The sequence below is a fragment of the Xanthobacter luteus genome (genome assembly GCF_040049235.1).
Classification (GTDB): domain Bacteria; phylum Pseudomonadota; class Alphaproteobacteria; order Rhizobiales; family Xanthobacteraceae; genus Xanthobacter.
Map to the genome: position 1 here is coordinate 1,621,271 of NZ_JBDZDO010000001.1, position 22,625 is coordinate 1,643,895.

Below are 22,625 nucleotides of genomic sequence, written 5' to 3' on the forward strand. Positions count from 1 at the left end.
CCCGGCCTCAGGCGCCGCGGGCGCGCGCCGCGAGCGCCGCGTCGAGCGCCTGGTCGTGCTCGGCGCTGCCATGGGCGGCCGCCTGCATGGCGGCGGCGGCGGCGAGGAAGTCCTGGAGGTGGGTGCGCTCCGCCATGCGCAGCAGGCGCTTGGTCATGCGGATCGCCGGCGCGGACTTGGCGGCGATCTCGCCGGCGAGCGCGAGCGCCCGCGGCAGGAGCTCCGCGTCGGGCACCACCTCGAGCACAAGGCCGAGGCGCAGCGCCTCCTCGGCCTCGATGGGCCGGCCGCGGAAGCTGATCTCGCACGCCCGCTGGTAGCCGAGATGGCGCACCAGGAACCAGCCGCCGCCGTCGCCGGAGACGATGCCGAGATTGACGAACACCTCGCCGAACCGCGCGGTGCTGGCGGCAAGGCGCAGGTCGCACATCAGGCTGAGGTCGCAGCCCGCGCCCATGGCCGGGCCGTTCACCGCGGCGATGGTCGGAATGTCGAGCCGCTGCATGATCTGCGGGATCTGCTGCACGCCCGACAGATAGGCCTCGGCGATCTCCACCCCCGCGCCGGCGAACATGCCGGCCTTCGCCTGCATGTCCTTGACGTTGCCGCCGGCGGAGAACACCGGCCCGGCGCCGGTGATCACCAGCACGCGGATCGCCCGGTCCTGCTCCACCTGCCGCAGCCGCGCCACCAGGGCGTCGAGCATGTGTCGGTCGGAGAGCGGATTGCGCCGCGCCGGGTCGTTCAGGGTGAGCAGGGCGACGCCGTCGGGCCGGCGGTCGAGGAGGATCTCATCGGGCATCGGGCCGCTCCTGGACGCCGGGATGGGCCAGAACGTTTCCGTCCAGCAGACGGCGCTCGATCTCGCGGGCGATCTGCACGAGGCGCTGGCCGATCTTGCGCTGCTTCCAGCCCGGCAGATGCCGGGCCGGGGCGCCGCAGGCGAGCGCGTAGACCGGCGCGCCGCCGGGGAAGACGAGGGGCACCGCCACGCCGTTGATGTCGGTGTCCCAGCTCGCCGAGGCGGTGGTGAAGCCCTGCTCGGCGACCTCGCGCCGTCCGGTCTCGATGCTGGCGAGCAGGGTGTCCCAGCGCTTGGCATGACGATCGCGCAGGAGGCCGAGGAGATAGTCCAGCTCCGCCTCGGGCAGCGGCGCGATCAGCGCGTGCCCCGTGGCGGTGCCCGCCAGCGGGATCCGCGAGCCCACTTCGAGCCGCAGCGTCATCAGCGTGTTGAGGGAGTGGCACACTTCGAGCTCGATCACGTCGAGCCGGTCGCGCGCGGCGAGCGAGGCATGGACCGCGAAGGTGTCCGCCAGCTCCTTCAGATAGGGCCGTACCAGGTCGCCGAGGCTGAACGGCTCGCGCGCGGCGAAGCCCAGCGCCAGCACCGCCGTGCCGATGCGGTACTGCCTGCGGCGCGGCGAGTAGTGCAGGTAGCCCAGCCCGGCCAGCGCCTGGAGCAGGCGCGACGTGGTGGGCTTGGGCAGGCCCACCTTCTCCGCCACCTCCATGCCGCTGAGCCATACCGACTGGGTGGTGCCGAACGCCTCCAGCACGATGAGACCGCGCGCCAGCGCGTTCACGAAGTCGCGGTCCTGCGCGATCACGCCGCGCTGGCGCCGGCGGCGCACCCGGTCGCGCGGCGCCGCGGCCTCCTCGGCCCGGTGTTCGGCGATACGCTCGTCGGTCTGCTCGTCCATAAGAAGGTCAGTCGCCCCAGAAGCTCGCGCCCAGTTGATCCATGCGGTGGCCGATCTCGCTCGACATCGCCATCAGCTCCGGTCCCAGCTCGTCCTGGAACCGCGCCGGGTCGAGGTCGCGCCGCCGGGTGCCGCAATTGAGGGCGAGGATGGTCTCGCCGCGGTCGAGCCACACCGGCGCGCCGACCGCGAAGATCTCCCGGCGCCAGTCGCCGAACGACACCGAGAAGCCGCGCCGGTCCACCTCGGCGATGGCCTCGCGCACGCCGCTCTCCACCGCGTCGGCCGAGCCGCCGGCGGCGGCGCGGATCGCCGCGATGTGGGCCTCGCGCGCCAGCGGCGCCAGCGCCCACAGATAAGCGCGCCCCATGGCCGACTGGGCGATGGGCACCAGGGCGCCGACGTGCAGGCGCATGGTGATGGTCTCCGGCCCCGAGCAATAGTGCAGATAGATCATGTCCGCGCCGTCGCCGATGCCGAGCGCCACCGACATTTCGTGCCGGTCGGCCATGGCCTGCATCAGCGGCCCGGCCACCTGGCGTACCGAGAGCGTGCGCAGCACCGTGTAGCCGAGCGTCGAGACCTTGTCGCCCAGATGGTACTGGGCATGCGGCCCCACCTGCCGCAGATAGCCCATGGCGCACAGCGTGTAGGCAAGCCGCGCCACGGTCGCCTTGGGCAGCCCGGTGCGCTCGGCGATCTCCTTGTTGCCGAGCGGCGCGTCGATGGCGCGGAACGCCCGCAGGATGGCGAGCCCGCGCGCCAGCGAGACGACCTCGGTGGCCTTGTCCTTGGATGGCGCCATGATCTGCCCCGGCCCGCCGCTAGGTCCCGGTCCAGACCGGCGCGCGCTTCTCGGCGAAGGCGCGCGGTCCTTCCTGGGCGTCGCGGCTGTCATAGACGGAGCGATAGATGCGCTTGGCCTCGGCGAGCCCGTCGTCGCAGCCGAGGCTCATGGCCCTGAGCAGCGACTGCTTGCCGGCCGCCACCGAGAGCGGCGCGTTGGCGACGATGACGCGCGCTAGCGCCCGCGCCCGCGCCAGCACCGCCTCGGCGGTCGGCTCCACATGGTTGACGAAGCCGAGGGCGTGCAGGCGCTCGATGGGCTGGCTCTCGCCGGTGAGGACCATCTCCATCACCACCGGCTGGGGCAGCTGCCACAGCAGCGGCACCGCCCAGGGCGAGCCGCGCCCGCGCTTCACCTCGGTGATGCCGCCGCTCGTGCCGGCGACGCCGATGCGGATGTCGGCATTGAGCGCGAGCAGGAAGCCGCCGGCCGCGAAGTGCCCGGTCATGGCGGCGATGATGGGCGCGCGCACCCGGCGCATGCGCTCGTGGAACGGGTCGCGGATCATCTCCAGCACGTCGCCGCCCGTGGCGCCGATGCTGCTCGCCTCCTTGAGGTCCATGCCGGCGCAGAAGGTGCCGCACGGCGCGGCGGTGAGGATCACGGCGCGGATGTCGGGGCGCCGGTCCACCTCCTCCCAGAGGTCGAACAGCCGCTCGGCGGCGGCGACCGACAGCGCGTTGCGCCGCTCCGGGCGGTTCAAGGTGATGGTGGCGAGGCCGGCGGAAGCCTCGAATTGCACGATCTCGTCGGGGAGCATCACCGATTCCGTTCCTTGCCGAATGATGGCACGGACGTGAGGCTACATCAAAAAATCACTGTGCGGAACGAATTTTCAAAATGTGTTGTGCTACCCCCCGATCTATGCGACTCTCGGCAGCATCGGGACGAGCGGTCCGGACCGGCGCGCGCACGCGCCGGCGGTGTTCGTCCCGTGACCGCCGGCGCCAACCGGGGTCCGACAAGAAAAACCTTGGAGGAACGACATGCGGGGACTGTTCTCGCGCGCCATCGGGCTTCTCACGGGCCGCGGCGGCGCGTCGGCCCTGTTCTGCGGCGGCGCGTTCGCCGTGCTCCTGGCGCTGCCGGCGGGGGCGGAAACCCTGACGCTCGGCGCCACCAACGCCACGTCGAGCCACTACCAGGTGGCCGTCGGCATGGCGCAGGCCATCGAGAAGGGCAATCCGGGCACCACGGTCACGGTCGTCGAGACCGGCGCCAGCGTCGACAATGTGCGCCGGCTGGTGCGGGGCGAGATCGACCTCGGCCTCGTCGCCGGCGACGTCTTCGTCCAGGCCAAGCAGGGCACCGGCCAGTTCGAGGGCAAGGCGGTGAGCGACCTGGTCGCGCTCTACCCGTACGACGATTCCATCATCAACATCGCCGTGCGCGCCGACAGCGGCGTCACCGACCTCGCCGGGCTGACGGGCAAGAACTTCACGCCGGGCATCCGCGGCAGCGGCGGCGAGCTGCTGATCACCCAGAGCTTCAACCTGCTCGGCATCAAGCCGCGCTACATCTACGGCACGGTCAACGATGCCATCGAGGGCGTCAGCAACAACCAGCTCGTGGGCTATTCCAAGTACGCCGCCGCCTCGCGCGTCGACGCGACCCTGCGCGAGCTGATGACCAAGGTGGACATGCGCATCCTCGGCTTCACCAAGGAGCAGCAGGAGAAGGTGCTCGCGAAGATCCCCGGGGTTAGCTTCGTCACCATCCCGGCGGGCTTCATCAAGGATAATCCCGCCTTCGCGACGCCCTCGGTGCCGATCGTCTATGCGACGCGCCTGTCGCTGATGAACGACGCGACGGCCAAGAAGATCGCCGAGGCCATCGACAAGAATCGGCAGATCCTTATCAACGTCTGGCCGCAGCTGAAGGACTACAACTTCAAGAAGTCGCTGCTCGGGACCATCGACATCGGCATCGACGTCCATCCCGGCGCGCTCGCCTACTGGAAGACGGCGCAGTAATCCCCGCGGCTCCCAACGTCCGAGGCACCTGATGGCAGAGGGCACCATGGACCGCTGGCTCGGCAAGGGCACGACGCTGGCCTTGCGGATCATCCTCGTCGGCTTCGCCCTGTTCCAGATCTACACCTCGTTCGCGGGGATGATGGAGCCGCTGGTGCAGCGCGGGCTGTTCCTCGGCCTCGGGCTCGGGTCGGTGTTCCTGCTCGCGGCGGCCGAGGGCGGCCGCGGGGCATGGCGCCGCATGAGCGACATCGTGCTCGCGCTCGCAGGCTATTACGTCTGCTTCCACGTGGCGCTGAACAACCGGCGCCTGTCCGACTTCATGGTCGAGCTGACGGCCTTCGACATCGCGCTCGGCTTCATCGCGGTTGCTCTGGTGCTCGAAGCGGCGCGCCGGACCATCGGCTGGTTCCTGCCGCTGCTCGCGCTCGCCGGCCTGCTCTATTTCTATCTCGGCTACGGCTATGTGAGCGGACCGTGGCAGCCGCCGCGCGTGTCCACCCTGACCCTGATCGAGACCACCTACGCCTCCACCGAGACCATCTTCGGCTACATGGTGGACATGGGCACGCGGGTGATCGCGGTGTTCATCATCTTCGGCGCCCTGCTGCTCAGCACCGGGGCGACGGAGATCTTCATCAAGCTCGCCACCCTGATCGCCGGGCGCAGCTGGGGCGGGCAGGCCAAGGTGTGCACCGCCTCGTCCGCGCTGTTCGGCACGGTGACCGGATCGGCGGTGGCGAACGTGATGGCGCTCGGCCCCATCACCATCCCCACCATGCACCGGGCGGGCTACACCAAGAGCTACGCCGCCGCCATCGAGGCGGTGGCCTCGGCGGGCGGCCAGATCATGCCGCCGGTGATGGGCGCCGGCGCCTTCATCATGGCCGAGATGCTGGACATCCCCTATTCCAGCGTCGTCGTGGCGGCGCTGATCCCCGCGCTGCTCTATTTCCTCACCATCTGGTTCAGCGTCGGCTTCCGGGCGCGCAAGATGAACATCCGCCCGCTCGAGCGCTCGGAGATGCCGGCGGCGCGCGAACTGCTCGACCCCTACACCGCCTTGCCCATGTACCTGCCGGTGGGCGTCCTCATCTTCATGCTCGCCATGGACCTCACGCCGACGCTTGCGGGCGCGACGGCGGTGGCGACGCTGATCGCGACCCAGGTGGTGCTGCGCGGCGCCCAATGCCTGATCGAGGGCCGCGCGCGCGACCTCGGCGCCACCTACCGCGACTATCTGCGCCAGGTGCTGGAAGGCCTCTACGAGGCCGGCAAGGCGATCGCCATGATCGCGGTTCTGCTCGCCTGCGCGGCGATCGTGGTGAAGGTCCTCACCGCCACCGGGGCGGGCGTCAAGGTGTCGAGCCTCATCCTGTCGCTGTCGGGCGAGAACATCGTCTTGGTGCTGATCCTCACCGCGGTGCTCGCGATCCTGCTCGGCATGGACGTGCCCACCACCGCCTCCTACATCCTGGCGGCGGCGGTGGCGGCGCCCATCGTCATCAAGCTCGGCGTCGCCCCGCTCAACGCGCACCTGTTCATCTTCTACTTCGCGATCCTGTCCGCCATCACGCCGCCGGTCTGCGCCAGCGTGTTCGCGGCCGCGTCCATCGCCAAGGTGAACTTCTGGAAGGTGGGCGGGCACGCGGTGGTGCTCGCCATCGGGCTCTATCTGATCCCGTTCCTGTTCATCTTCCGCACCGGCGTGCTGATGGAGGGGTCCTGGCTCCAGATCGCCTACGACACCGGCGTCACCAGCATCGCCATCGTCGCCATCACGGCCGCCTCCACCGGCTATTTCTTCGGCCCGCTGAACTGGCCGCTGCGCATCTTCGTCTATGGCGCGGCGGCGCTGCTGTTCTACCCGGCGGCCTGGAGCGACATCGCCGGGCTTGCCATGATCGCGGCGCTGGCGGCGGTGAGCCATTTTCGCGAGGCCCGGCCGGCGGACGCCGCGGGGCGCCAGCCGGCGAACCTCGAGCTCTCGGGCCGGGTCCGGTCGGAGTGAGCCCGACCGACAGGCCAACATAAATCATTGATATATTAATCAGATCGATCCCAGGATCAGGCGCGCTCGGCGCCTTCCTCGGTGGAGCGGCGGGCGGCACGGGCGCGCCGCGCCAGCCACCAGCCGAACGGCTTCGGCCAGAGGTCCCATCCCGGCGCGCCCAAGAGCGTCTCGGCGGCATGGAGCGCCCAGTTCGGATCGGCCAGCATCTCCCGGCCGAGGGCGACGAGGTCGGCGTCCTCCCGCGCCAGCACCGCCTCGGCCTCAGCCGCTTGCGTGATGCCGCCGACGGCGATCACGCACGCCCCGGTCGCCCGCTTCAGCCGGCTTGCGAACGGCACCTGGAAGCCCGGGCCGCGGGGCACCATCATGTCGCCGCGGGGCAGGATCATGCCGCCGGAGGAGCAATCCACCAGGTCCACCCCGGCGGCGATCAGCGCCGTCACCAGAACCTGGGAATCCTCCAGCGACCAGCCGACGCCGATCCCGTCCACGGACGAGATGCGGCAGGCGAGCGGCTTGTGCGCCGGCCAGGCCGCCCGCACCGCCGCCGCCACCTCCAGCGGCAGGCGCATGCGGCCCGCGATCGGGCCGCCATAGGCGTCGGCGCGGGTGTTGGAGAGCGGCGAGAGGAAGCTGTGCAGCAGATAGCCGTGGGCCATGTGGATCTCGACCAGGTCCACCCCCGCCGCATCGGCGCGCCGGGCGGCCGCGGCGTAGGCCTCGACGATCCGGGCCATGTCGGACGGGCCCAGGGCGCGGGGGACGTGCCCGCCGGCGGCGGCAGGCGCAGCCGTGGGCCCGAGCACGTCTGCGCCGGCCGGGTCCGCCACCGGCCGGAATCCCTCCCAGGGGGCGGAGGTCGCCGCCTTGCGCCCGGCATGCTGGAGCTGCACCCCGAACGCCGCGCCGCAGGCGTGGACCGCCTCCGCGAGGCCTTCGAGCGCGCGCGCCTGCCCATCCTCCCACAGGCCGAGGTCGAGCGCCGTCGAACGCCCCTCCGGGGTCACTGCCGTGGCCTCCGCCATCACCAGCCCCGCCCCGCCGAGGGCGAAGCGCGCCAGGTGCGCCCGGTGCCAGGGCGTCGCCCGGCCCTCGGGCGCGCTGTAGGTCTGCATGGGCGAGACGACGACGCGGTTCTTCAGCGTCAGGCCCCGCAAATCAAGCGGCTGGAACAGCCGGGCCATCTCAGCCGAGGCCCTGGTGCATGGCCTTGGCGATGATGGTGCGCTGGATCTGCGAGGTGCCGCCGCCGATGGTGCTCTGCATGCCCTCGCGGAAATAGCGCTCCATGTCGGAGGCCGGCAGCATGGAGTGCCCGCCGAGGATCTGCATGCCCATGCGCGAGACGGTCTGCAGCGTCTCGGAGGCGAACAGCTTGCCCATGGCCACCTCCTTGGCGCAGGGCTCGTGCCGCGAGGCGAGCTCGGCGGCGCGGTAGACCAGGAGCCGCGCCGCGTCCACCTGGGTCTGCATGTCGGCGAGCATGTGGCGGATCACCTGGAAGTCGAAGATCGGCCGGTCGAACTGCTCGCGCGCGTGGGCATAAGCGAGCGCGTCGTCGACCGCGGTCTGGGCGTTGCCCACATAGGCGGCCGAGACCGCGATGCGCTCCAGCTCCAGGTGGTCGGTGATGATCTCCCAGCCCTGCCCCTCGTGGCCGAGCAGGTTGGCGGCGGGCACGCGCGCATCGTCGAGGAAGATCTCGGTGGTGCCGGTGGCGCGCCGCGCCAGCGTCGGCAGGCGGCGGATGTCGACGCCGGCCGCGTCGTTGGGCACCAGCAGCACCGAGAGGCCGCGGTGCTTCTCGGTCTGCGGATCGGTGCGCACCAGCATCTGGATGGTGACGTTCCGCGCCGCGGCGCCGCTGCACCAGAGCTTCTGGCCCTTGATGAGATAGTCCTCGCCGTCGCGGCGGGCGCGGGTGCGGGTGCTCGCCGCATCCGACCCGGCCGAGGGCTCGGAGATGGAGATGGAGAAGCGCCGCGCGCCGCTCATGAACGGCTCGAGATAGTCCGCCTTCTGCGCGTCGTTGCCGAACTTCACGATGTTCATGGCGGTGAAGGTGGGCACCAGGACGGCGGTCGCGAAGTCGAAGCCGAACTTGCCGAGCCCCTCGCACATGAGCGCATAGTCGAAGATGTCGCCGCCGTAGCCGCCATGGTCCTCTGGGATCAAAAGGCGCAGCCAGCCTTCCTGCGCAATCTTCTCATAGCCTTCGTAAGGATAGGTGCGCGCCTCATCCTCCTTGCGGATGTAGTCGCGCGTGATCTCCTTCTCCATGAAGCGGTCGACGGTGTCGCGCCAGGCGCTCTGTTCGCTGTTGAGGAAGTTCATTTCGCCGCGGGCTCCGCAAGGGTGAAGGGATCATTGGCAGGCGGCAGCAGCCGCGCGCCCCGGATGAGCAGGCTGAACTCGCAGCGCATGACGTGCTCCCGGCGCTGGTTGGCGCCGACCAGCTCGAGCGTCGCCACCCCGCCGCCGCCTTCCTTCGCGCGCAGCGCCAGGATCTCGGCGCGCGCCCACAGGGTGTCGCCGATGAAGGTGGGCTTGAGGAAGCGCAGGCGGTCGACGCCGTAGAACGCGTCCAGCACGCTCGAATCGAACGGCAGGAGCGCGTTGACGATGGAGAAGACGAGCGAGCCCTGGACCACCCGCCGGCCGAAGCGCGCGGTCTTGGCGAACTCCTCGTTGGCGTGGATCTCCAGCCAGTTGCCGGTGAGCATGCAGAAATTGACCACGTCGGTCTCGGTCAGGGTGCGCCCGCGCGAGACCTTGGCCTGGCCCACCTTCAGTTCGGGAAACGGCTGGTCGATCATTTTCGCTCTTCCTTCCTGTCACCGGCCCTGCCAGACCGGCGCGCGCCCCGCGGCGAAGGCCTTCGGGCCTTCCTCGGCGTCGGCGCTGGCATAGACCGCGCGGTGCAATTCGGCGCCGCGCGCGAGCCCGGCGGCGCAGCCGAGGTCCATGCCGGCGGCGAGCGTCGCCTTGGCGGCGCGCACCGAGAGCGGCGCGTTCCGGGCGATCGCGCCAGCGATGGCGCAGGCGCGCGCCAGCACCGCCTCCGGCGTCGGCTCCAGATGGTTGACGAAGCCGTGGCGCCACAGCTCCTCCACGGGCAAGGGCGCGCCGGTGAGCACCATCTCGCTCAGCACCGCCTGGGGCAGCATCCACAGCAGCGGCACCGCCCATGCGGTGCCGCGGCCGAACCGCGCCTCGGAGATGGCGGCGCGCGATCCGGCGAGGCCGACGCGGATGTCGGCGCCCATGGCGAGCAGCACGCCGGCGCCGCTGAAATGCCCGCCGAGCGCCGCGACCACAGGCTTCTGGACCGCCCGCAGGCGCGCCTGGAACGGATCGGCGATGCCCGCGAGGACATCGGCGCCGGCGGCGCGGGCGGCCGCCATCTCCTTGAGGTCCATGCCGGCGCAGAAGGTGCCGCAGGGGGCGGCGGCGAGCACCACGGCGCGGATCGCCGCGTCGGCGTCGACGCGCACCCAGGCGGCGGTGAGCGCGTTCGCCATCGACGCGCTGAGCGCGTTGCGGCGCGCCGGGCGGTTGAGGGTGACGCGGGCGATGCCGTCGGCGACGGCGAACTCGACCTCTTCCGCCTCCATGGCGAGGGGCCTTCCTCCAGGACTGGCCCGATGGGGCCGGGGCGCTCGGCGGCGTCCTTCTGTCTGCGCGAGCTTAGAGCCGGGGCCGTCGGCGGGTCAAACAAAAATCCATCTTGCGGAACTCAATTTCGAAATCTGCTTGACTTTGCCCCCCGCCGCGACGCACCCTCGGCCACGATCCGGACCCTGCGGGACCCGCCGCGGCGCGGCGTGGCCGCCCTTTGGGCGTTGCGGGAGAACGTTTTTTCGGGAGTGGCGCGGATGAGGCGGTCGCTGCGGCTCGGGGCCGGTTCCGGCTTCTGGGGAGATGCCCTCGACCCGGCGGTCGAGCTTCTGGAGCGGGGCGCGCTCGATTTTCTGTCCATGGACTATCTCGCCGAGCTGACCATGGCGTTGCTCCAGCGCCAGCGCCTGAAGGACCCGGAGGCGGGCTACATTCCAGATCTTCCGGCCCACCTTTCCGTTCTTCTTCCCCTCGCCCGCGCGCGCGGCACGCGCATCGTCTGCAATGGCGGCGGCGCCAATCCGCGCGCGGCCGGCGAGCGCATCCGAACGCTCGCCCGCGAGCTCGGCCTCGCCGGCCTGCGGGTCGGCGTGATCGAAGGCGACGACGTGATGGACCGGCTCGACGAGCTGATCGCGGCCGGCACCGACCTCACCAATCTCGACACCGGCGAGACCAACTTTTCCGCCATCCGCAACCGCGTGGTGGCGGCCAACGTCTATACCGACAGCTCCGGCATCGTGGAGGCGCTCGCCCAGGGGGCGGACGTGGTGATCGCCGGCCGGGTGTCCGACAACGCGCTCTATGTGGGACCGGCGATGCATGCGTTCGGCTGGCGCTACGGCGCGCCCGACACCGACCGCATCGCCGCCGCCATCACGGTCGGCCACGTGGTGGAGTGCGCCGCCGCCACCACCGGCGGCATGTCTTCGCGCTTCGACGAGATGCCGAACATGGGCCGCGTCGGCTTTCCCATCGTCGAGCTCGACGCTGACGGCACCGCGGTCATCACCAAGCTCGACCACACCGGCGGGCGGGTCGATCCGTTCACGGTCAAGGAGCACCTGGTCTACGAGATCGGCGATCCGCGCCGCTACCTGATGCCCGACGGCGTCGCCGACTTCACCCGGGTGCGTCTCGAGCAGATCGGGCCGGACCGGGTGAAGCTCTCGCACATGGGCGGCGGCCCGCGCCCCGAGACGCTCAAGCTGGTGGTGGGCTACGAGGACGGCTGGATCGGCGAGGGCATGATGTTCTTCCCCTGGCCCGACGCGCTGGCGCGCGCCGAGAAGGCGAAGCAGACCCTGGGCGAGCGCTTCGAGCGGCTGCAGCTGAAGGCCGACGCGGTGCAGTTCGACCTCGTCGGCGTCAACATGCTGCACGGGCCGGCCTCCCCCATGCCGGATTACGAGCCGGCCGAGATCGGGCTGCGCGTGGCGGTCCACACCGCCACCCGCCAGGAGGCGGAGAAGGTGCGCCGGGCCTGTGCCCAGCTGTGGATCATGGGCCCCGGCGGCACCTCGTTCGGCACCCCCATGAAGCCGCGCCCGGTCTACGGCGTGTGGCCCACCCTCGTGCCGCAGTCCGTGGTGACGCAGCGCGTCTCGCTCCTGGAGGCCTGAAGCCATGCCGCTGCTTCGCGACTTCGCCTATGTGCGCTCGGGCGACAAGGGCGACGTGGTCTCGGTGGGCGTCATCGCCCGCCGGCCGCAGGACTATCCGGTGCTGCTGGCGAGCCTCACGCCCGCGCGCGTCAAGGCGCTGTTCGGCGACTGGGTGCAGGGCGCGGTCGAGATCTATCCCATGGACAATATCGAGGCCGTGGTGGTGATCATGCGCGGCGCGCTCGGCGGCGGGGCGACCCGCACCCTGCGCCTCGACCAGACCGGCAAGGCCATGGGCAACGGCCTGCTGCGCCTGGAAGCCGTGATGCCGCCCGGCGGATCGGAGGCCGCCTGAATGGCCGCCCCGCCGGACGGCCCCGCGCCGGACGCGGCGGCGGAGCCCGCGCAAGGAACGGCGCAGGATCCCGCCGCCGACAATGCCGAGGCGTTCCGCCGCCAGTGCGCGGCGGTGGAGGCGGCGCGGCGCCTCGCCGCCGCCGGCGGACCGGCCGAGGCGGTGGCGCGGCACCAGGCGCGCGGCAAGCTCACCGCGCGCCGGCGCATCGCTTTGCTCCTCGACCCGGCGACGCCGTTCCTGGAGATCGGCGCGCTCGCCGCCCACGGCGTCTATGACGAGCCGGTGCCGGCGGCGGGCATCGTCACCGGCATCGGCAGCGTCGGCGGGCGCCTCGCCATGATCATGGCGAACGACGCCACGGTGAAGGGCGGCACCTATTACCCGCTCACGGTGAAGAAGCAGGTGCGCGCCCAGCAGGTGGCGCGGGAGAACGGCCTGCCCTCGATCTATCTGGTGGATTCGGGCGGCGCCTTCCTGCCGCTCCAGGAGGAGATCTTCCCGGACGCGCACCATTTCGGCGCCATCTTCCGCAACATGGCCGAGATGTCGGCGCTCGGCCTGCCGCAGATCGCCGCCGTCATGGGCTCGTGCACGGCGGGCGGCGCCTATATCCCCGCCATGGCGGACGAGACCGTGATCGTGCGCGGCACCGGCACCATCTTCCTCGGCGGCCCGCAGCTGGTGCAGGCGGCGACCGGCGTGGTGGTGGACGCCGAGACGCTCGGCGGCGCCGACCTGCACACCAGCCGGAGCGCGGTGGCCGACCATCTGGCGGACGACGACGTCGCGGCGCTGGCCACGGTGCGCGCCATCCTCGCCCGCGCCCCCGCCCCGCCGCTGCCCGGCCCCGATCTGCCGCCGGAGCCGCCGCTCGGCCCGGCGTTCGAGATCGCCGGCCTGATCCCGCAAAGCCCGCGCCAGCGCCTGCCCGCCCGCGAGATCCTCGCCCGGCTGATCGACGGCGGCCGGCTCGATGAATACCGCGCGCGCTATGCCCGCACCATCATCTGCGGCACCGCCGCCATCGCGGGCTACCGCGTCGGCGTGCTGATGAATGACGGCGTGCTCTATGCCGAGAGCGCGCAGAAGGCGGCGAACTTCATCGAGCTGTGCTGCCAGCGCCAGGTGCCGCTGCTGTTCCTGCACAACATCAGCGGCTTCATGGTGGGCGAGGCGTACGAGGCGGGCGGCATCGCCCGCCACGGGGCGAAGCTGGTGAACGCGGTGGCGACCGCCGCGGTGCCGAAATTCAGCCTGCTGGTGGGCGGCAGCTACGGCGCCGGCAACTATGCCATGTGCGGGCGCGCCTTCGGCCCGCGGCTGATGGCCATGTGGCCCAATGCGCGCACCTCGGTGATGGGCGGCGAGCAGGCGGCGACCGTGCTCGGTCTGGTGCGCGAGGAGCAGCTGCGCAAGGCCGGCCAGAGCTTCGACGCCGAGGCACGGGCGCGCTTCGAGGCGCCGATCCGCGCCGCCTACGAGGCCTCGAGCCACCCGATCCACGCCGCCGCCCGCCTGTGGGTGGACGCGGTGATCGAGCCGGAGGACACGCGCGCCTTCCTCGCCCTCGCCCTCGCCATGGCCAAAGGCGGCCCGAAGGGGGAGACGCGCTTCGGCGTGTTCCGGATGTAGCCATGACCGGCCCGCTTTCGATCGGCAAGCTCCTGATCGCCAACCGGGGCGAGATCGCCCGCCGCATCGGTCGAACCTGCGCGCGGCTCGCCCTGCCCTATGTGGCGGTCCATTCCGACGCCGACCGCGGCGCGCCCCATCTCGACGGCGCGGCGCAGGTGGTGCGCATCGGCCCGGCACCGGCGGCGCGCTCCTATCTCGACGGGGCGGCGCTGATCCGCGCCGCGCGCGAGACCGGGGCGGACGCCATCCATCCCGGCGTCGGCTTCCTGGCGGAGAATGCCGACTTCGCCGCCGCGGTGGAGGCGGCGGGGCTGATCTTCGTCGGGCCGCGGCCAGACACCATCGCCGCGCTCGGCGACAAGGCGCGCGCCAAGGCGCTCATGGCCAAAGCGGGGGTGCCGGTGGTGCCGGGCGCGGACGCGGCCTCCGACGACGTCGAGGCGGTGGTGCGGCTGATCGCGGCCACCGGCCTGCCGGCGCTGCTGAAGCCCGTGGCGGGTGGCGGCGGCAAGGGCATGCAGGTGGTCGACCGGCTCGACGCGCGCGCCGAGATCGCCTCGGCGATCCGCACCGCGCGCTCCAGCTTCGGCGACGGGCGCCTGCTGGTGGAGCGCCTGATCGAGCGCCCGCGCCATGTGGAGGTGCAGGTGTTCGGCGACGGCGCCGGCGGCGCGGTGCACCTGTTCGACCGCGAATGCTCGCTCCAGCGGCGCCACCAGAAGGTGATCGAGGAGGCGCCCGCCGCCAGCCTGCCGGACGATCTGCGCGCCCGCCTCGCGCAGGCGGCGGTGGCCGGCGCCAAGGCGGTGAAGTACCGCAACGCCGGCACCTTCGAGTTCATCGTCGGCGCCGACGGCGCCTTCTATTATCTGGAGGTCAACACGCGCCTCCAGGTGGAGCACCCGGTGACCGAGGCGATCACCGGGCTCGACCTCGTGGAATGGCAATTGCGCCTCGCCGCAGGCGCGCCGCTGCCGCTTCCCCAGGAGCAGATCCGCGCCCGCGGCCACGCGGTCGAGTGCCGGCTCTATGCGGAGGACCCCGCCGCCGGCTTCCGGCCGGCGCCGGGGCGCATCACCCATCTGGCCTGGCCCGCGGCGGCGCGCGTCGACAGCGCGGTGGAGGCGGGAAGCCCCGTGCCGCCCCAGTACGATCCCATGATCGCCAAGCTCATCGTCGCCGCGGACCACCGGCCGCAGGCGCTGGCGCGCATGCGCGCCGCCCTCGCCGGGACCACGGTGATGGGGGTGGCCACCAATCTCGGCTTCCTCGCCGCGCTCATGGCCCGGCCGGAGGTCGAGGCGAGCGCGGTCCATACCCGCTTCATCGACGACGTGCTGCCGGAGCTGCTGCCCGAGGCGGACCCTCTGGCGCATGCCGCCGTGGCGGGCGCGGCGCTCCTCCTCGACGCGATGGGAGCCGGCGACGGCCCGGCCTCGATTTGGCCCTCTCCCTGGCAGCCCGGCGGGCAGCCTTACGGCCGCCGGGCGCTCGCGGGCGCCGCCTTGGGCGAGATGGTGCTGGAGACGGCCGGCGGGCGGGTGGAGGTCAAGGTGCTCGCGGCGCAAGGCGGCGCGGTGCGCCTGGAGGCCGAGGGCTTCGGCCGGCGCCGCGCCATGGGCGTGGCCGGCGCGCGCGCCGCCGGCGGCCTGCTGGCGGGCACGGCGGACGGTCGGGACTGGCGCGCCCTGGTGCGCGCCGGCACCGTGGAGGTGCTCCTCGACGGCGCGCGCGCCGAGGTCTCGCGCGCGGTCGGCGGCGGCCCGGACGCGGCGCAGGCCGCCGACTGGGCCGGCGCCGAGATGCCCGGCCTCGTGGTCGCGGTGGCGGTGCAAGACGGCGCGCGGGTGGCGCGCGGCGACCTGCTGGCGGTGGTCGAGGCGATGAAGTTCGAGAACCCCGTGACCGCCCCGCGCGCCGGGATCGTCGCCGAGGTGGCGTGCCGGGTGGGCCAGCAGGTGGAGGCCGGCCAGAGGCTGGTGCGCCTGGCGCCGTGAGCGCCGGTCTCAGGCCGGCATCTGGAAGTCCAAGAGGCGGCCGGTGGGAAAGTCGTAGAGCCGGCCGGTCTGCTCGAATTCGGGCAGGCACAAAGGGACGATGGCGGCGGCCGCGGCCTCCGGGGTCGGGAGCGTGGCCGGATCCTCGCCGGGGAAGGCCCGGGCCCGCATGCGGGTGGCGATCGGGCCGGGATTGAACAGGTTCACCTTGAGGTTGGCGTTGGCGTGCTCGGCCGCCCAGGTGCGCGCCAGCACCTCGAGCGCGGCCTTGGTGACCGCATAGGGCCCCCAATACGCGCGCGCCTTGTGCGCCGCCCCCGAGGTGACGAACACCGCGCGCGGCGTGGTGGACAGGCGCAAGAGCGGGTCGAAGGAGCGGATGCAGCGCCAGTTGGCGGTGAGGTTGACCTGGACGATCTCGTCCCAGTCCTTGGGGAAGACGTGGCCGAGCGGGGTGAGCGGGCCGAGCACGCCGGCATTGCCGACGAACACGTCGAGCCTTCCGAATCGCTCGTAGAGCGCGCCGCCCAGACGGTCGATGCCCTCCACGTCCTTCATGTCGAGCGGCACCAGGGTGGCGCTGCCGCCCACGGCCTTCACCGCGTCGTCCAGCTCCTCCAGCGCCCCCTCGGTGCGGCCGGTGGCGATCACGTGGGCGCCGGCGGCGGCGAGCGCCACCGCGGTGGCGGCGCCGATGCCGCGCGTGGCGCCGGTGACGAGGGCGATCTTCTCGGAAAGCGGCCGGTCGGGCACGGATTACCTCGCGCTAGGGGTCGCCTCAGCCTGCCGCCGTGATCTCGACGCTGGGCGCCGAACGGCGGGCGGGGCCGTGATGGACCGCCTCGATGTTGTTGCCCTCGGGATCGAGCACGAAGGCGGCGTAATAATCGGCATGATAGTCGCGCAGGCCAGGGGCGCCATGGTCGCGGCCGCCGGCGGCGAGCGCCGCGGCGTAAAAGCGGTCCACGCTCGCCCGGTCGGGCGCCTGGAAGGCGAGATGGGCGCGCCCGGTCGGGGGCGTGCCCGCGCTCACGAACAGCTCGTCGGCGAAGAAGTGGTCCTCGCCGTCCACCACGGGGATGCCGAGCACCGCGAGCACCGCGCCGTAGAAGCGCCGGCAGGCGGCAAGATCGGCCACCACCAGCTGCACATGGTCGATCAGCCGGCCACGATGCCAGGTGGCAAGCTCCACCAAGGCTCAGCTCGCCTCGGCCAGCAGCGAGAGCTGCTGCGACGAGACCTGGCTGGAGCGGTCGGTGAGCGGGGTCGGGTAGTCGCCGGTGAAGCAATGGTCGGTGAATTGCGGCCGCACCGGGTCGCGCGCCTCGCAGCCCATGGCGCGGTAGACGCCGTTCACCGACAGGAAGGCGAGCGAATCGGCGCCGATATAGCGTCGCATGCCTTCCAGATCGTGGGTGGCGGCGAGCAGCTTGTCGCGGTCCGGCGTGTCGATGCCGTAATAGTCCGGGTGGGTGATGGGCGGGGAGGCGATGCGGAAATGCACCTCCTTGGCCCCCGCGTCGCGCATCATCTGCACGATCTTCACCGAGGTGGTGCCGCGCACCAGGCTGTCGTCCACCAGCACGATGGAGCGCCCCTCCACCACCGAGCGGTTGGCGGAATGCTTCATGCGCACGCCCTGGTCGCGCACCGACTGGGTCGGCTGGATGAAGGTGCGCCCCACATAATGGTTGCGGATGATGCCGAGCTCGTAGGGGATGCCGGAGAACTGGGAGAAGCCGATCGCCGCCGGCACGCCCGAATCGGGCACCGGAACGATCACGTCGGCCTTGGCCGGGCTCTCCTCGGCGAGCACCTGCCCCATGGTCTTGCGCACCTGGTAGACCGAGCGCCCGCCCACCACCGAATCGGGCCGGGCGAAATAGATGTACTCGAAGATGCAGGGGCGCGGTGCCATGGCCGGGAACGGCTTGAACGAGGTCACGCCCTCCTCGTCGATGACGATCACCTCGCCGTTCTCCACGTCGCGCACGTAGCGCGCGCCGATGATGTCGAGGGCGCAGGTCTCCGAGGCGAGGATCGGCGCGCCGTCGAGCGAGCCCAGCACCAGCGGACGGATGCCGAGCGGGTCGCGCGCGCCGATCAGCTTCTTGTTGGTGAGCGCCACCAGCGAATAGGCGCCCTCCAGCGCGCGGATGGCATCGACGAAGCGGTCGATGAAGCGCGGCTTCTTGGAGCGCGCCACGAGGTGCAGGATCACCTCGGTGTCGGTGGTGGACTGGGTGATGGCGCCCTCGCGCACCAATTGGCGGCGCAAGGTGAGGCCGTTGGTGAGGTTGCCGTTGTGCCCCACCGCGAAGCCGCCGGCGTCGAGCTCGGCGAACAATGGCTGGACGTTGCGCAGCAGCGTCTCGCCGGTGGTGGAGTAGCGCACGTGGCCGACCGCGCTGTCGCCCGGCAGGCGGGCGATGATCCGGGCGTCGGAGAAGGTGTCGCCCACAAGGCCCAGGCGCCGCTCGGAATGGAAGCGCCGCCCGTCATAGGAGACGATGCCCGCCGCCTCCTGGCCGCGGTGCTGGAGCGCGTGCAGGCCGATGGCGGTGATCGCCGCCGCATCGGGATGGTTGTAGATGCCGAAGACGCCGCACTCCTCGCGCAGGCGGTCGCCGTTCAGGTCGAGATCCAAGTCCGAATGCGCCGGGAAGGATGCGGACCCATGGTCCGCCGCCTCCGGCGCCGCCTCGTGTTGCGCGTCCATTCCAAACCTCCGCGGCCCTTGGCCGGTGCCGCGCATCCGGAGCGCGATCCGATCAGATTGACTCAATCCGACCGACGGATCGCCCTCCAAGTGAGACTAGAGAACGCGTATCCGTTCGGCTTGCATGCAAGCAGAACGGCGCGTGCCCCAGCGGCAGGCGGGGCACATCCCGCTGCCATCGTGGTGCCCCACGCCGGGGCTGGCGCCGGGCGGATCGGCAAGATCCCGCCGCGGCGCCGTCCCCATGCCGGAATCCGCGGTCCAAGACCGCGGCCCGTCCGTCCGTCCGCGTGTGGCGGCGGAGAACCGGGCTCTAGTTGCTCCCGCCTCCCGAAGGAGCCGGCGCATTCGGGGCGGCGGGCGCGGCAGGCACGTCGCCCTCGTCGCCGGCGGGCGGCTTCTTAAGCCTATTCAAAATGGTGTTTTCAGGGTCATCCGGCAACTGGGCCATCAGCCAATCCCCCGCACTTTGCAGCGCCGGGCGCGATTTGGCGTCCAGAACCCACGGCGGCTGGCTCTTGGAGGGGACGAGCCAATTGAAGAACAGGAATGCGACCACCATGACGAGCAGGCCGCGCGCGAGCCCGAACAGGAAGCCCAGCGAACGGTCCACCGGACCGATGCGGCTGTCGAGCACCGCGTCGGAGATGCGCGCGGTGATGATGGAGGCGATCAGCAGCGTACCGAGGAACAATATTCCGATCGTCGTTGCCGTGGCGGCCATGTCTTGCGTGATGTAGGGCTTCACGTAAGGCAAGGTCGACTTGTAGAAATAGAGGGTCACGCCGGCCGCGACGACCCAGGAGAGGATACTGAAGACTTCGCGCAGTAGCCCGCGCACCATGGCGAGGATGCCCGAAAGCAGCATCACCGAGATAACAATTATGTCCAGCAAGGTCACAGGCATCGGTGCTATGATCCGTGGTGGGCGCGGGCCCGAAGGCGCCCGCGCGCAGGACACGACCTCACGCCCCCCGAAAGGACGAGCCGCGCGGGTCATATAGCCCGCGCGCAAGGCCGCGTCATCTCTTGATCTGCGCTTCCGTCTCGTAGCCTTGTACCGGCGCCGGATCCGCCTCCGCCGGCCGCTGCGGAAGGCCGGGCCGGCCCCCTGTGTCCTGCGTCTCGCGCATGGGAGCACGGCGCGGAGCGCGGGCGGCGACCTGCGCCACCAGGGCCGCGAGCGAGGCCACCGGGGCCACGGCGATGCCGTCGCTGCCCTCGGCGCCGCCCGGCGGCACCACCGCCTGGCCGAATCCCAGCTTGGCCGCCTCCTTCAGCCGCGCCGCCCCCTGGGCGACCGGCCGGACCGCGCCGGTGAGGCTCGCCTCGCCGAAATAGACCGCGTCGGCCGGCAGCGGCGCGCCGGTGAGCGCCGAGACCAGGGCGGCGGCGACCGCGAGGTCGGCCGCCGGCTCGCCGATGCGGAAGCCGCCGGCGACGTTGAGATAGACGTCGTGGCCGCCGAGCCGCACGCCGCAGCGCGCATCCAGCACCGCCAGCACCATGGACAGGCGCGCCGGGTCCCAGCCCACCACGGCACGGCGCGGCGTGCCGAGGGTGGAGGGCGCGACCAGCGCCTGGATCTCCACCAGCACCGGGCGCGTGCCCTCCATGCCGGCGAACACCGCCGTGCCGGGGGCGCCCGCGTCGCGGTTGGACAGGAACAGCTCGGACGGGTTCGCCACCTCGCAGAGCCCGGTGCCGGTCATCTCGAACACGCCGATCTCGTCGGTGGGACCGAAGCGGTTCTTCTGGGCGCGCAGGATGCGAAACTGGTGGCCGCCGTCGCCCTCGAAGGAGAACACCGCGTCCACCATGTGCTCGACCACGCGCGGGCCGGCGATCTGGCCGTCTTTGGTGACGTGGCCGACCAGGATCACGCAGGCGCCGGTCTGCTTGGCGTAGCGCACCAGCAGCTGGGCCGAGGTGCGCACCTGGGTCACCGTGCCGGGGGCGGATTCCACGCTGTCGGACCACATGGTCTGGATCGAATCGATCACCGCCAGATGCACCGGCGGGCCGGCGGCGAGGGTGGCGATGATGTTCTCGGCATTGGTCTCGGCGGCGAGGCCGACGGGGGATTGGGCGAGGCCGAGGCGCTGGGCGCGCAGCCGCACCTGGTCCACCGCCTCCTCGCCCGAGACATAGACCACCCTGAGGCCGCGCCGGGCGAGCGCGGCGGAGGCCTGCACCAGCAGCGTCGACTTGCCGATGCCGGGGTCGCCGCCGATCAGCAGCACCGAGCCGGGGACGAAGCCGCCGCCCGCCACCCGGTCGAGCTCGCCGATGCCGCAGACGAGGCGCGGCGCCGGCCGGCCGACCCCTTCCAGGCTCTCCAGCGCCACCGCGCGCCCCTTGCGGCCGGCGCGCTGGGCGGCCGGCACCGCCTGGGCCACGGCGGCCGCCTCCTCGGCGATGGTGTTCCAGCCGCCGCAGGCGTCGCACTTGCCCTGCCAGCGGGTGTAGACCGCGCCGCAGGCCTGGCAGGCGAAGCTCGGCTGGTCACGCTTGGCCATGGATGCGCTGGTCTCCGGCGGCGCGCGAATCTGCGGCCGCGCGGCGAGTTTAAGCGGGCGGGGCGCCAGCGTCTCGCCGCACCGGGGGGCAAGCGGGCGCGCCCGGCACAGCGCCGGTCAGCCGGCGGTCACCACCTGGGGCTCGCGGCCGATCAGCCGGGCGAGCTGGCGCAGCCGGTTGAGGACGCGCTCGTTGATCAGCGCGGACAGCGCCCGCGGCACGCTCAGCACCAATTGGTCGCCCTGCACCTTCAGCGGGGTGCGCGGCAGGATGCCGGGCATGGCGGCGGACAGCAGATAGGCGACCCGCATGGCCGCGCCGAGGATGCGCGCGCGGTCCAGCATGCCGGTGGTGACCAGCTCCAGCACCCGGGAGCCGTATTCGTCCTCGCCGAGCCCCATGTGGCGGAAATAGACCGCGAGCGCGATATAGCCCCGCCCCGGATGGTCCACCCCGACGAAGGCGGCGTGGGCGATGATGTTGAGGCTCTGCTCGCCGCGATAGTCCGGATGGGCGCGCCAGCCGATGTCGGCCAGCAGGCACGCCGCCCGGCGCAGGCGCGCCTCGTCCTCGCCCTCCTCCAGCACCAGCGAGGAGCCGAAGAAGGCGTCGGTCCAGGCGATCAGCTCCTCGCCGTGGCGCGGCGCGCGCGAGCGCAGGAGGTTCAGCTCGCGCGCGGCGGCGATCAGCGGGTCCTCGCGCCGCGCCTCGGGGGTGAGCAGCGAATAGAGCAGGCCCTCGCGCACGCCCATGGCCGAGATCACCACCTCGGAGGGGCGCCCGAGCCGCACCACGTTCTCCAGCACCAGCGCGCCGTAGGTGAGCAGCGGGCGGCGCGCGTCGGAGACCATGTCGATATGGGCGAGCGCCTCGGGCGCGGCGCGGTGGACGATGCGCGAGAAGTCCAGCGCCTCCCTGGCGGGCAGGGTGTAGCCGTGCATCACGTGCAGCGGATAGCCCTTCTGGAACATGTGCAGCCGCGCCAGCGCGCGCCAGGTGCCGCCGACCGCGTAGAAGGTGCGCCCCGCCAGCTGGCCGAGCACCTCCGCCTCCGGCATGGTGTCGCGCACGATCTTCTCGGCCTTGCGCGGCGATTTCGCCGAGCGGTCTTCGAGCGCGAGGCCGCCGAGCGGCAGGGTTACGCCGGTGCCGATCTTCTGCCCGCGCACGTCCACCAGCTCCAGCGAGCCGCCGCCGAGGTCGCCGACGATGCCGTCCGGGTGGTGCACGCCGGACACCACGCCGGAGGCGGCAAGCTCGGCCTCGCGCCGGCCGGTGAGCAGCTCGATCGGCACGCCGCAGATCGCCTCGCATTCGGCGATGAAAGCGGGGCCGTTCTGGGCGTCGCGGGCGGCGGCGGTGGCGAGGGCCAGGACGCGGCCGACGCGCATGGCCTCGCACAGGGCGCGGAAGCGGCGCAGCGCCGCGAAGGCGCGCTCCACCGCGTCCTGGGCGAGACGGCCGGTGGAGAGCACCTCGCGGCCGAGGCCGCACAGCGCCTTCTCGTTGAAGATCGGGGTCGGCGCCCGCGTCAGCCCCTCATAGACCACGAGGCGGACCGAGTTGGAGCCGATGTCGATCACCGCGATGGGCGGGCCGGAGGCGATGCGCCCCGGCGCGCCGTGCAGGTCGTCCGC

20 protein-coding genes are annotated in these 22,625 nt (G+C 71.9%); 6 read left to right on the forward strand and 14 right to left on the reverse strand.

What is annotated here, in order from left to right:
• Window positions 1–7 precede the first annotated feature (7 nt).
• The 4 genes from ABLE88_RS07880 to ABLE88_RS07895 are packed head-to-tail and all read right to left on the reverse strand — an operon-like array spanning window position 8 to window position 3,310.
• Entirely contained in the window at window positions 8–802 is a 795-nt protein-coding gene (locus tag ABLE88_RS07880) for an enoyl-CoA hydratase-related protein (protein WP_348830886.1), read from the reverse strand.
• Window positions 792–1,703 (reverse strand): IclR family transcriptional regulator, encoded by a 912-nt coding sequence (locus ABLE88_RS07885; protein ID WP_348830888.1) that lies wholly within the window; start codon window positions 1,701–1,703, stop codon window positions 792–794. The genes ABLE88_RS07880 and ABLE88_RS07885 overlap by 11 nt, the downstream gene beginning before the upstream one ends.
• 7 nt (window positions 1,704–1,710) lie before the next feature.
• Window positions 1,711–2,508, reverse strand: coding sequence for an IclR family transcriptional regulator (locus ABLE88_RS07890; RefSeq protein WP_348830889.1), 798 nt, complete (start codon window positions 2,506–2,508; stop codon window positions 1,711–1,713).
• Between the two features lie 19 nt (window positions 2,509–2,527).
• Window positions 2,528–3,310, reverse strand: a complete 783-nt coding sequence (locus ABLE88_RS07895; RefSeq protein WP_348830890.1) for an enoyl-CoA hydratase/isomerase family protein — start codon at window positions 3,308–3,310, stop codon at window positions 2,528–2,530.
• 226 nt (window positions 3,311–3,536) lie between these two features.
• Here ABLE88_RS07895 and ABLE88_RS07900 point away from each other — a divergent pair, with 226 nt between their 5' ends.
• Both ABLE88_RS07900 and ABLE88_RS07905 read left to right on the forward strand, forming a co-directional pair.
• Window positions 3,537–4,523 carry a TAXI family TRAP transporter solute-binding subunit gene (locus ABLE88_RS07900; RefSeq protein ID WP_348830891.1) on the forward strand — a complete coding sequence of 329 codons (987 nt, stop codon included), beginning with the start codon at window positions 3,537–3,539 and terminating at the stop codon, window positions 4,521–4,523.
• A gap of 31 nt (window positions 4,524–4,554) precedes the next feature.
• A complete protein-coding gene (locus ABLE88_RS07905) occupies window positions 4,555–6,534 on the forward strand; it encodes a TRAP transporter permease (protein WP_348830892.1) in 1,980 nt (659 codons plus the stop codon).
• Between the two features lie 56 nt (window positions 6,535–6,590).
• On the opposite strand, the gene ABLE88_RS07910 is transcribed toward ABLE88_RS07905, so the two are convergent.
• The 4 genes from ABLE88_RS07910 to ABLE88_RS07925 are packed head-to-tail and all read right to left on the reverse strand — an operon-like array spanning window position 6,591 to window position 10,151.
• Window positions 6,591–7,721, reverse strand: coding sequence for an oxidoreductase (locus ABLE88_RS07910; protein ID WP_348830893.1), 1,131 nt, complete (start codon window positions 7,719–7,721; stop codon window positions 6,591–6,593).
• A gap of 1 nt (window position 7,722) precedes the next feature.
• Window positions 7,723–8,871 carry an acyl-CoA dehydrogenase family protein gene (locus tag ABLE88_RS07915; RefSeq protein WP_348830894.1) on the reverse strand — a complete coding sequence of 383 codons (1,149 nt, stop codon included), beginning with the start codon at window positions 8,869–8,871 and terminating at the stop codon, window positions 7,723–7,725.
• A complete protein-coding gene (locus ABLE88_RS07920; protein WP_348830895.1) occupies window positions 8,868–9,353 on the reverse strand; it encodes a MaoC/PaaZ C-terminal domain-containing protein in 486 nt (161 codons plus the stop codon). The genes ABLE88_RS07915 and ABLE88_RS07920 overlap by 4 nt, the downstream gene beginning before the upstream one ends.
• Before the next feature lie 18 nt (window positions 9,354–9,371).
• Window positions 9,372–10,151 carry an enoyl-CoA hydratase/isomerase family protein gene (locus tag ABLE88_RS07925; protein ID WP_348830896.1) on the reverse strand — a complete coding sequence of 260 codons (780 nt, stop codon included), beginning with the start codon at window positions 10,149–10,151 and terminating at the stop codon, window positions 9,372–9,374.
• 261 nt (window positions 10,152–10,412) lie between these two features.
• Between ABLE88_RS07925 and ABLE88_RS07930 the strand changes: the two genes are divergently transcribed.
• Genes ABLE88_RS07930 through ABLE88_RS07945 form a run of 4 tightly spaced genes read left to right on the forward strand, consistent with a single transcriptional unit; the run spans window position 10,413 to window position 15,749 of the window.
• On the forward strand, window positions 10,413–11,777 hold the full coding sequence (locus ABLE88_RS07930; protein ID WP_348830897.1) for an acyclic terpene utilization AtuA family protein: 1,365 nt from the start codon (window positions 10,413–10,415) through the stop codon (window positions 11,775–11,777).
• A 4-nt stretch (window positions 11,778–11,781) separates the two neighbouring features.
• The gene (locus ABLE88_RS07935; protein ID WP_348830898.1) at window positions 11,782–12,114 is read left to right on the forward strand and encodes an AtuA-related protein; all 333 of its coding nucleotides are present in this window, start codon (window positions 11,782–11,784) and stop codon (window positions 12,112–12,114) included.
• Window positions 12,115–13,749: a carboxyl transferase domain-containing protein gene (locus tag ABLE88_RS07940; protein ID WP_348830899.1), complete on the forward strand. Its 1,635-nt coding sequence runs from the start codon at window positions 12,115–12,117 to the stop codon at window positions 13,747–13,749.
• Window positions 13,750–13,751: 2 nt separating this feature from the next.
• Window positions 13,752–15,749: an acetyl/propionyl/methylcrotonyl-CoA carboxylase subunit alpha gene (locus ABLE88_RS07945; RefSeq protein WP_348830900.1), complete on the forward strand. Its 1,998-nt coding sequence runs from the start codon at window positions 13,752–13,754 to the stop codon at window positions 15,747–15,749.
• Between the two features lie 9 nt (window positions 15,750–15,758).
• On the opposite strand, the gene ABLE88_RS07950 is transcribed toward ABLE88_RS07945, so the two are convergent.
• From ABLE88_RS07950 to ppx, 6 genes are all read right to left on the reverse strand, one after another.
• Window positions 15,759–16,502 (reverse strand): SDR family NAD(P)-dependent oxidoreductase, encoded by a 744-nt coding sequence (locus ABLE88_RS07950; protein WP_348830901.1) that lies wholly within the window; start codon window positions 16,500–16,502, stop codon window positions 15,759–15,761.
• 25 nt (window positions 16,503–16,527) lie between these two features.
• Window positions 16,528–16,941: a VOC family protein gene (locus ABLE88_RS07955; RefSeq protein ID WP_510182874.1), complete on the reverse strand. Its 414-nt coding sequence runs from the start codon at window positions 16,939–16,941 to the stop codon at window positions 16,528–16,530.
• Window positions 16,942–16,947: 6 nt separating this feature from the next.
• Window positions 16,948–18,468 carry an amidophosphoribosyltransferase gene (gene purF / locus ABLE88_RS07960; RefSeq protein WP_348830903.1) on the reverse strand — a complete coding sequence of 507 codons (1,521 nt, stop codon included), beginning with the start codon at window positions 18,466–18,468 and terminating at the stop codon, window positions 16,948–16,950.
• Between the two features lie 313 nt (window positions 18,469–18,781).
• A complete protein-coding gene (locus ABLE88_RS07965; RefSeq protein WP_348830904.1) occupies window positions 18,782–19,375 on the reverse strand; it encodes a CvpA family protein in 594 nt (197 codons plus the stop codon).
• A 115-nt stretch (window positions 19,376–19,490) separates the two neighbouring features.
• The gene (gene radA / locus ABLE88_RS07970; RefSeq protein ID WP_348830905.1) at window positions 19,491–20,987 is read right to left on the reverse strand and encodes a DNA repair protein RadA; all 1,497 of its coding nucleotides are present in this window, start codon (window positions 20,985–20,987) and stop codon (window positions 19,491–19,493) included.
• A gap of 117 nt (window positions 20,988–21,104) precedes the next feature.
• A complete protein-coding gene (gene ppx / locus ABLE88_RS07975) occupies window positions 21,105–22,616 on the reverse strand; it encodes an exopolyphosphatase (protein WP_348831115.1) in 1,512 nt (503 codons plus the stop codon).
• Window positions 22,617–22,625 lie beyond the last annotated feature (9 nt).

Excerpts from the sequence above, each read along its gene's own strand:
- radA (WP_348830905.1), bottom strand. The coding sequence starts at position 20,987 with ATGGCCAAGCGTGACCAGCCGAGCTTCGCCTGCCAGGCCTGCGGCGCG.
- purF (WP_348830903.1), bottom strand. The coding sequence starts at position 18,468 with ATGGACGCGCAACACGAGGCGGCGCCGGAGGCGGCGGACCATGGGTCC.
- ABLE88_RS07945 (WP_348830900.1), top strand. The coding sequence starts at position 13,752 with ATGACCGGCCCGCTTTCGATCGGCAAGCTCCTGATCGCCAACCGGGGC.
- ABLE88_RS07965 (WP_348830904.1), bottom strand. The coding sequence starts at position 19,375 with ATGCCTGTGACCTTGCTGGACATAATTGTTATCTCGGTGATGCTGCTT.
- ABLE88_RS07910 (WP_348830893.1), bottom strand. The coding sequence starts at position 7,721 with ATGGCCCGGCTGTTCCAGCCGCTTGATTTGCGGGGCCTGACGCTGAAG.
- ABLE88_RS07900 (WP_348830891.1), top strand. The coding sequence starts at position 3,537 with ATGCGGGGACTGTTCTCGCGCGCCATCGGGCTTCTCACGGGCCGCGGC.
- ABLE88_RS07880 (WP_348830886.1), bottom strand. The coding sequence starts at position 802 with ATGCCCGATGAGATCCTCCTCGACCGCCGGCCCGACGGCGTCGCCCTG.
- ABLE88_RS07930 (WP_348830897.1), top strand. The coding sequence starts at position 10,413 with ATGAGGCGGTCGCTGCGGCTCGGGGCCGGTTCCGGCTTCTGGGGAGAT.
- ABLE88_RS07890 (WP_348830889.1), bottom strand. The coding sequence starts at position 2,508 with ATGGCGCCATCCAAGGACAAGGCCACCGAGGTCGTCTCGCTGGCGCGC.
- ABLE88_RS07940 (WP_348830899.1), top strand. The coding sequence starts at position 12,115 with ATGGCCGCCCCGCCGGACGGCCCCGCGCCGGACGCGGCGGCGGAGCCC.
- ABLE88_RS07920 (WP_348830895.1), bottom strand. The coding sequence starts at position 9,353 with ATGATCGACCAGCCGTTTCCCGAACTGAAGGTGGGCCAGGCCAAGGTC.
- ABLE88_RS07915 (WP_348830894.1), bottom strand. The coding sequence starts at position 8,871 with ATGAACTTCCTCAACAGCGAACAGAGCGCCTGGCGCGACACCGTCGAC.
- ABLE88_RS07925 (WP_348830896.1), bottom strand. The coding sequence starts at position 10,151 with ATGGAGGCGGAAGAGGTCGAGTTCGCCGTCGCCGACGGCATCGCCCGC.
- ABLE88_RS07935 (WP_348830898.1), top strand. The coding sequence starts at position 11,782 with ATGCCGCTGCTTCGCGACTTCGCCTATGTGCGCTCGGGCGACAAGGGC.
- ABLE88_RS07895 (WP_348830890.1), bottom strand. The coding sequence starts at position 3,310 with ATGCTCCCCGACGAGATCGTGCAATTCGAGGCTTCCGCCGGCCTCGCC.
- ABLE88_RS07885 (WP_348830888.1), bottom strand. The coding sequence starts at position 1,703 with ATGGACGAGCAGACCGACGAGCGTATCGCCGAACACCGGGCCGAGGAG.
- ABLE88_RS07905 (WP_348830892.1), top strand. The coding sequence starts at position 4,555 with ATGGCAGAGGGCACCATGGACCGCTGGCTCGGCAAGGGCACGACGCTG.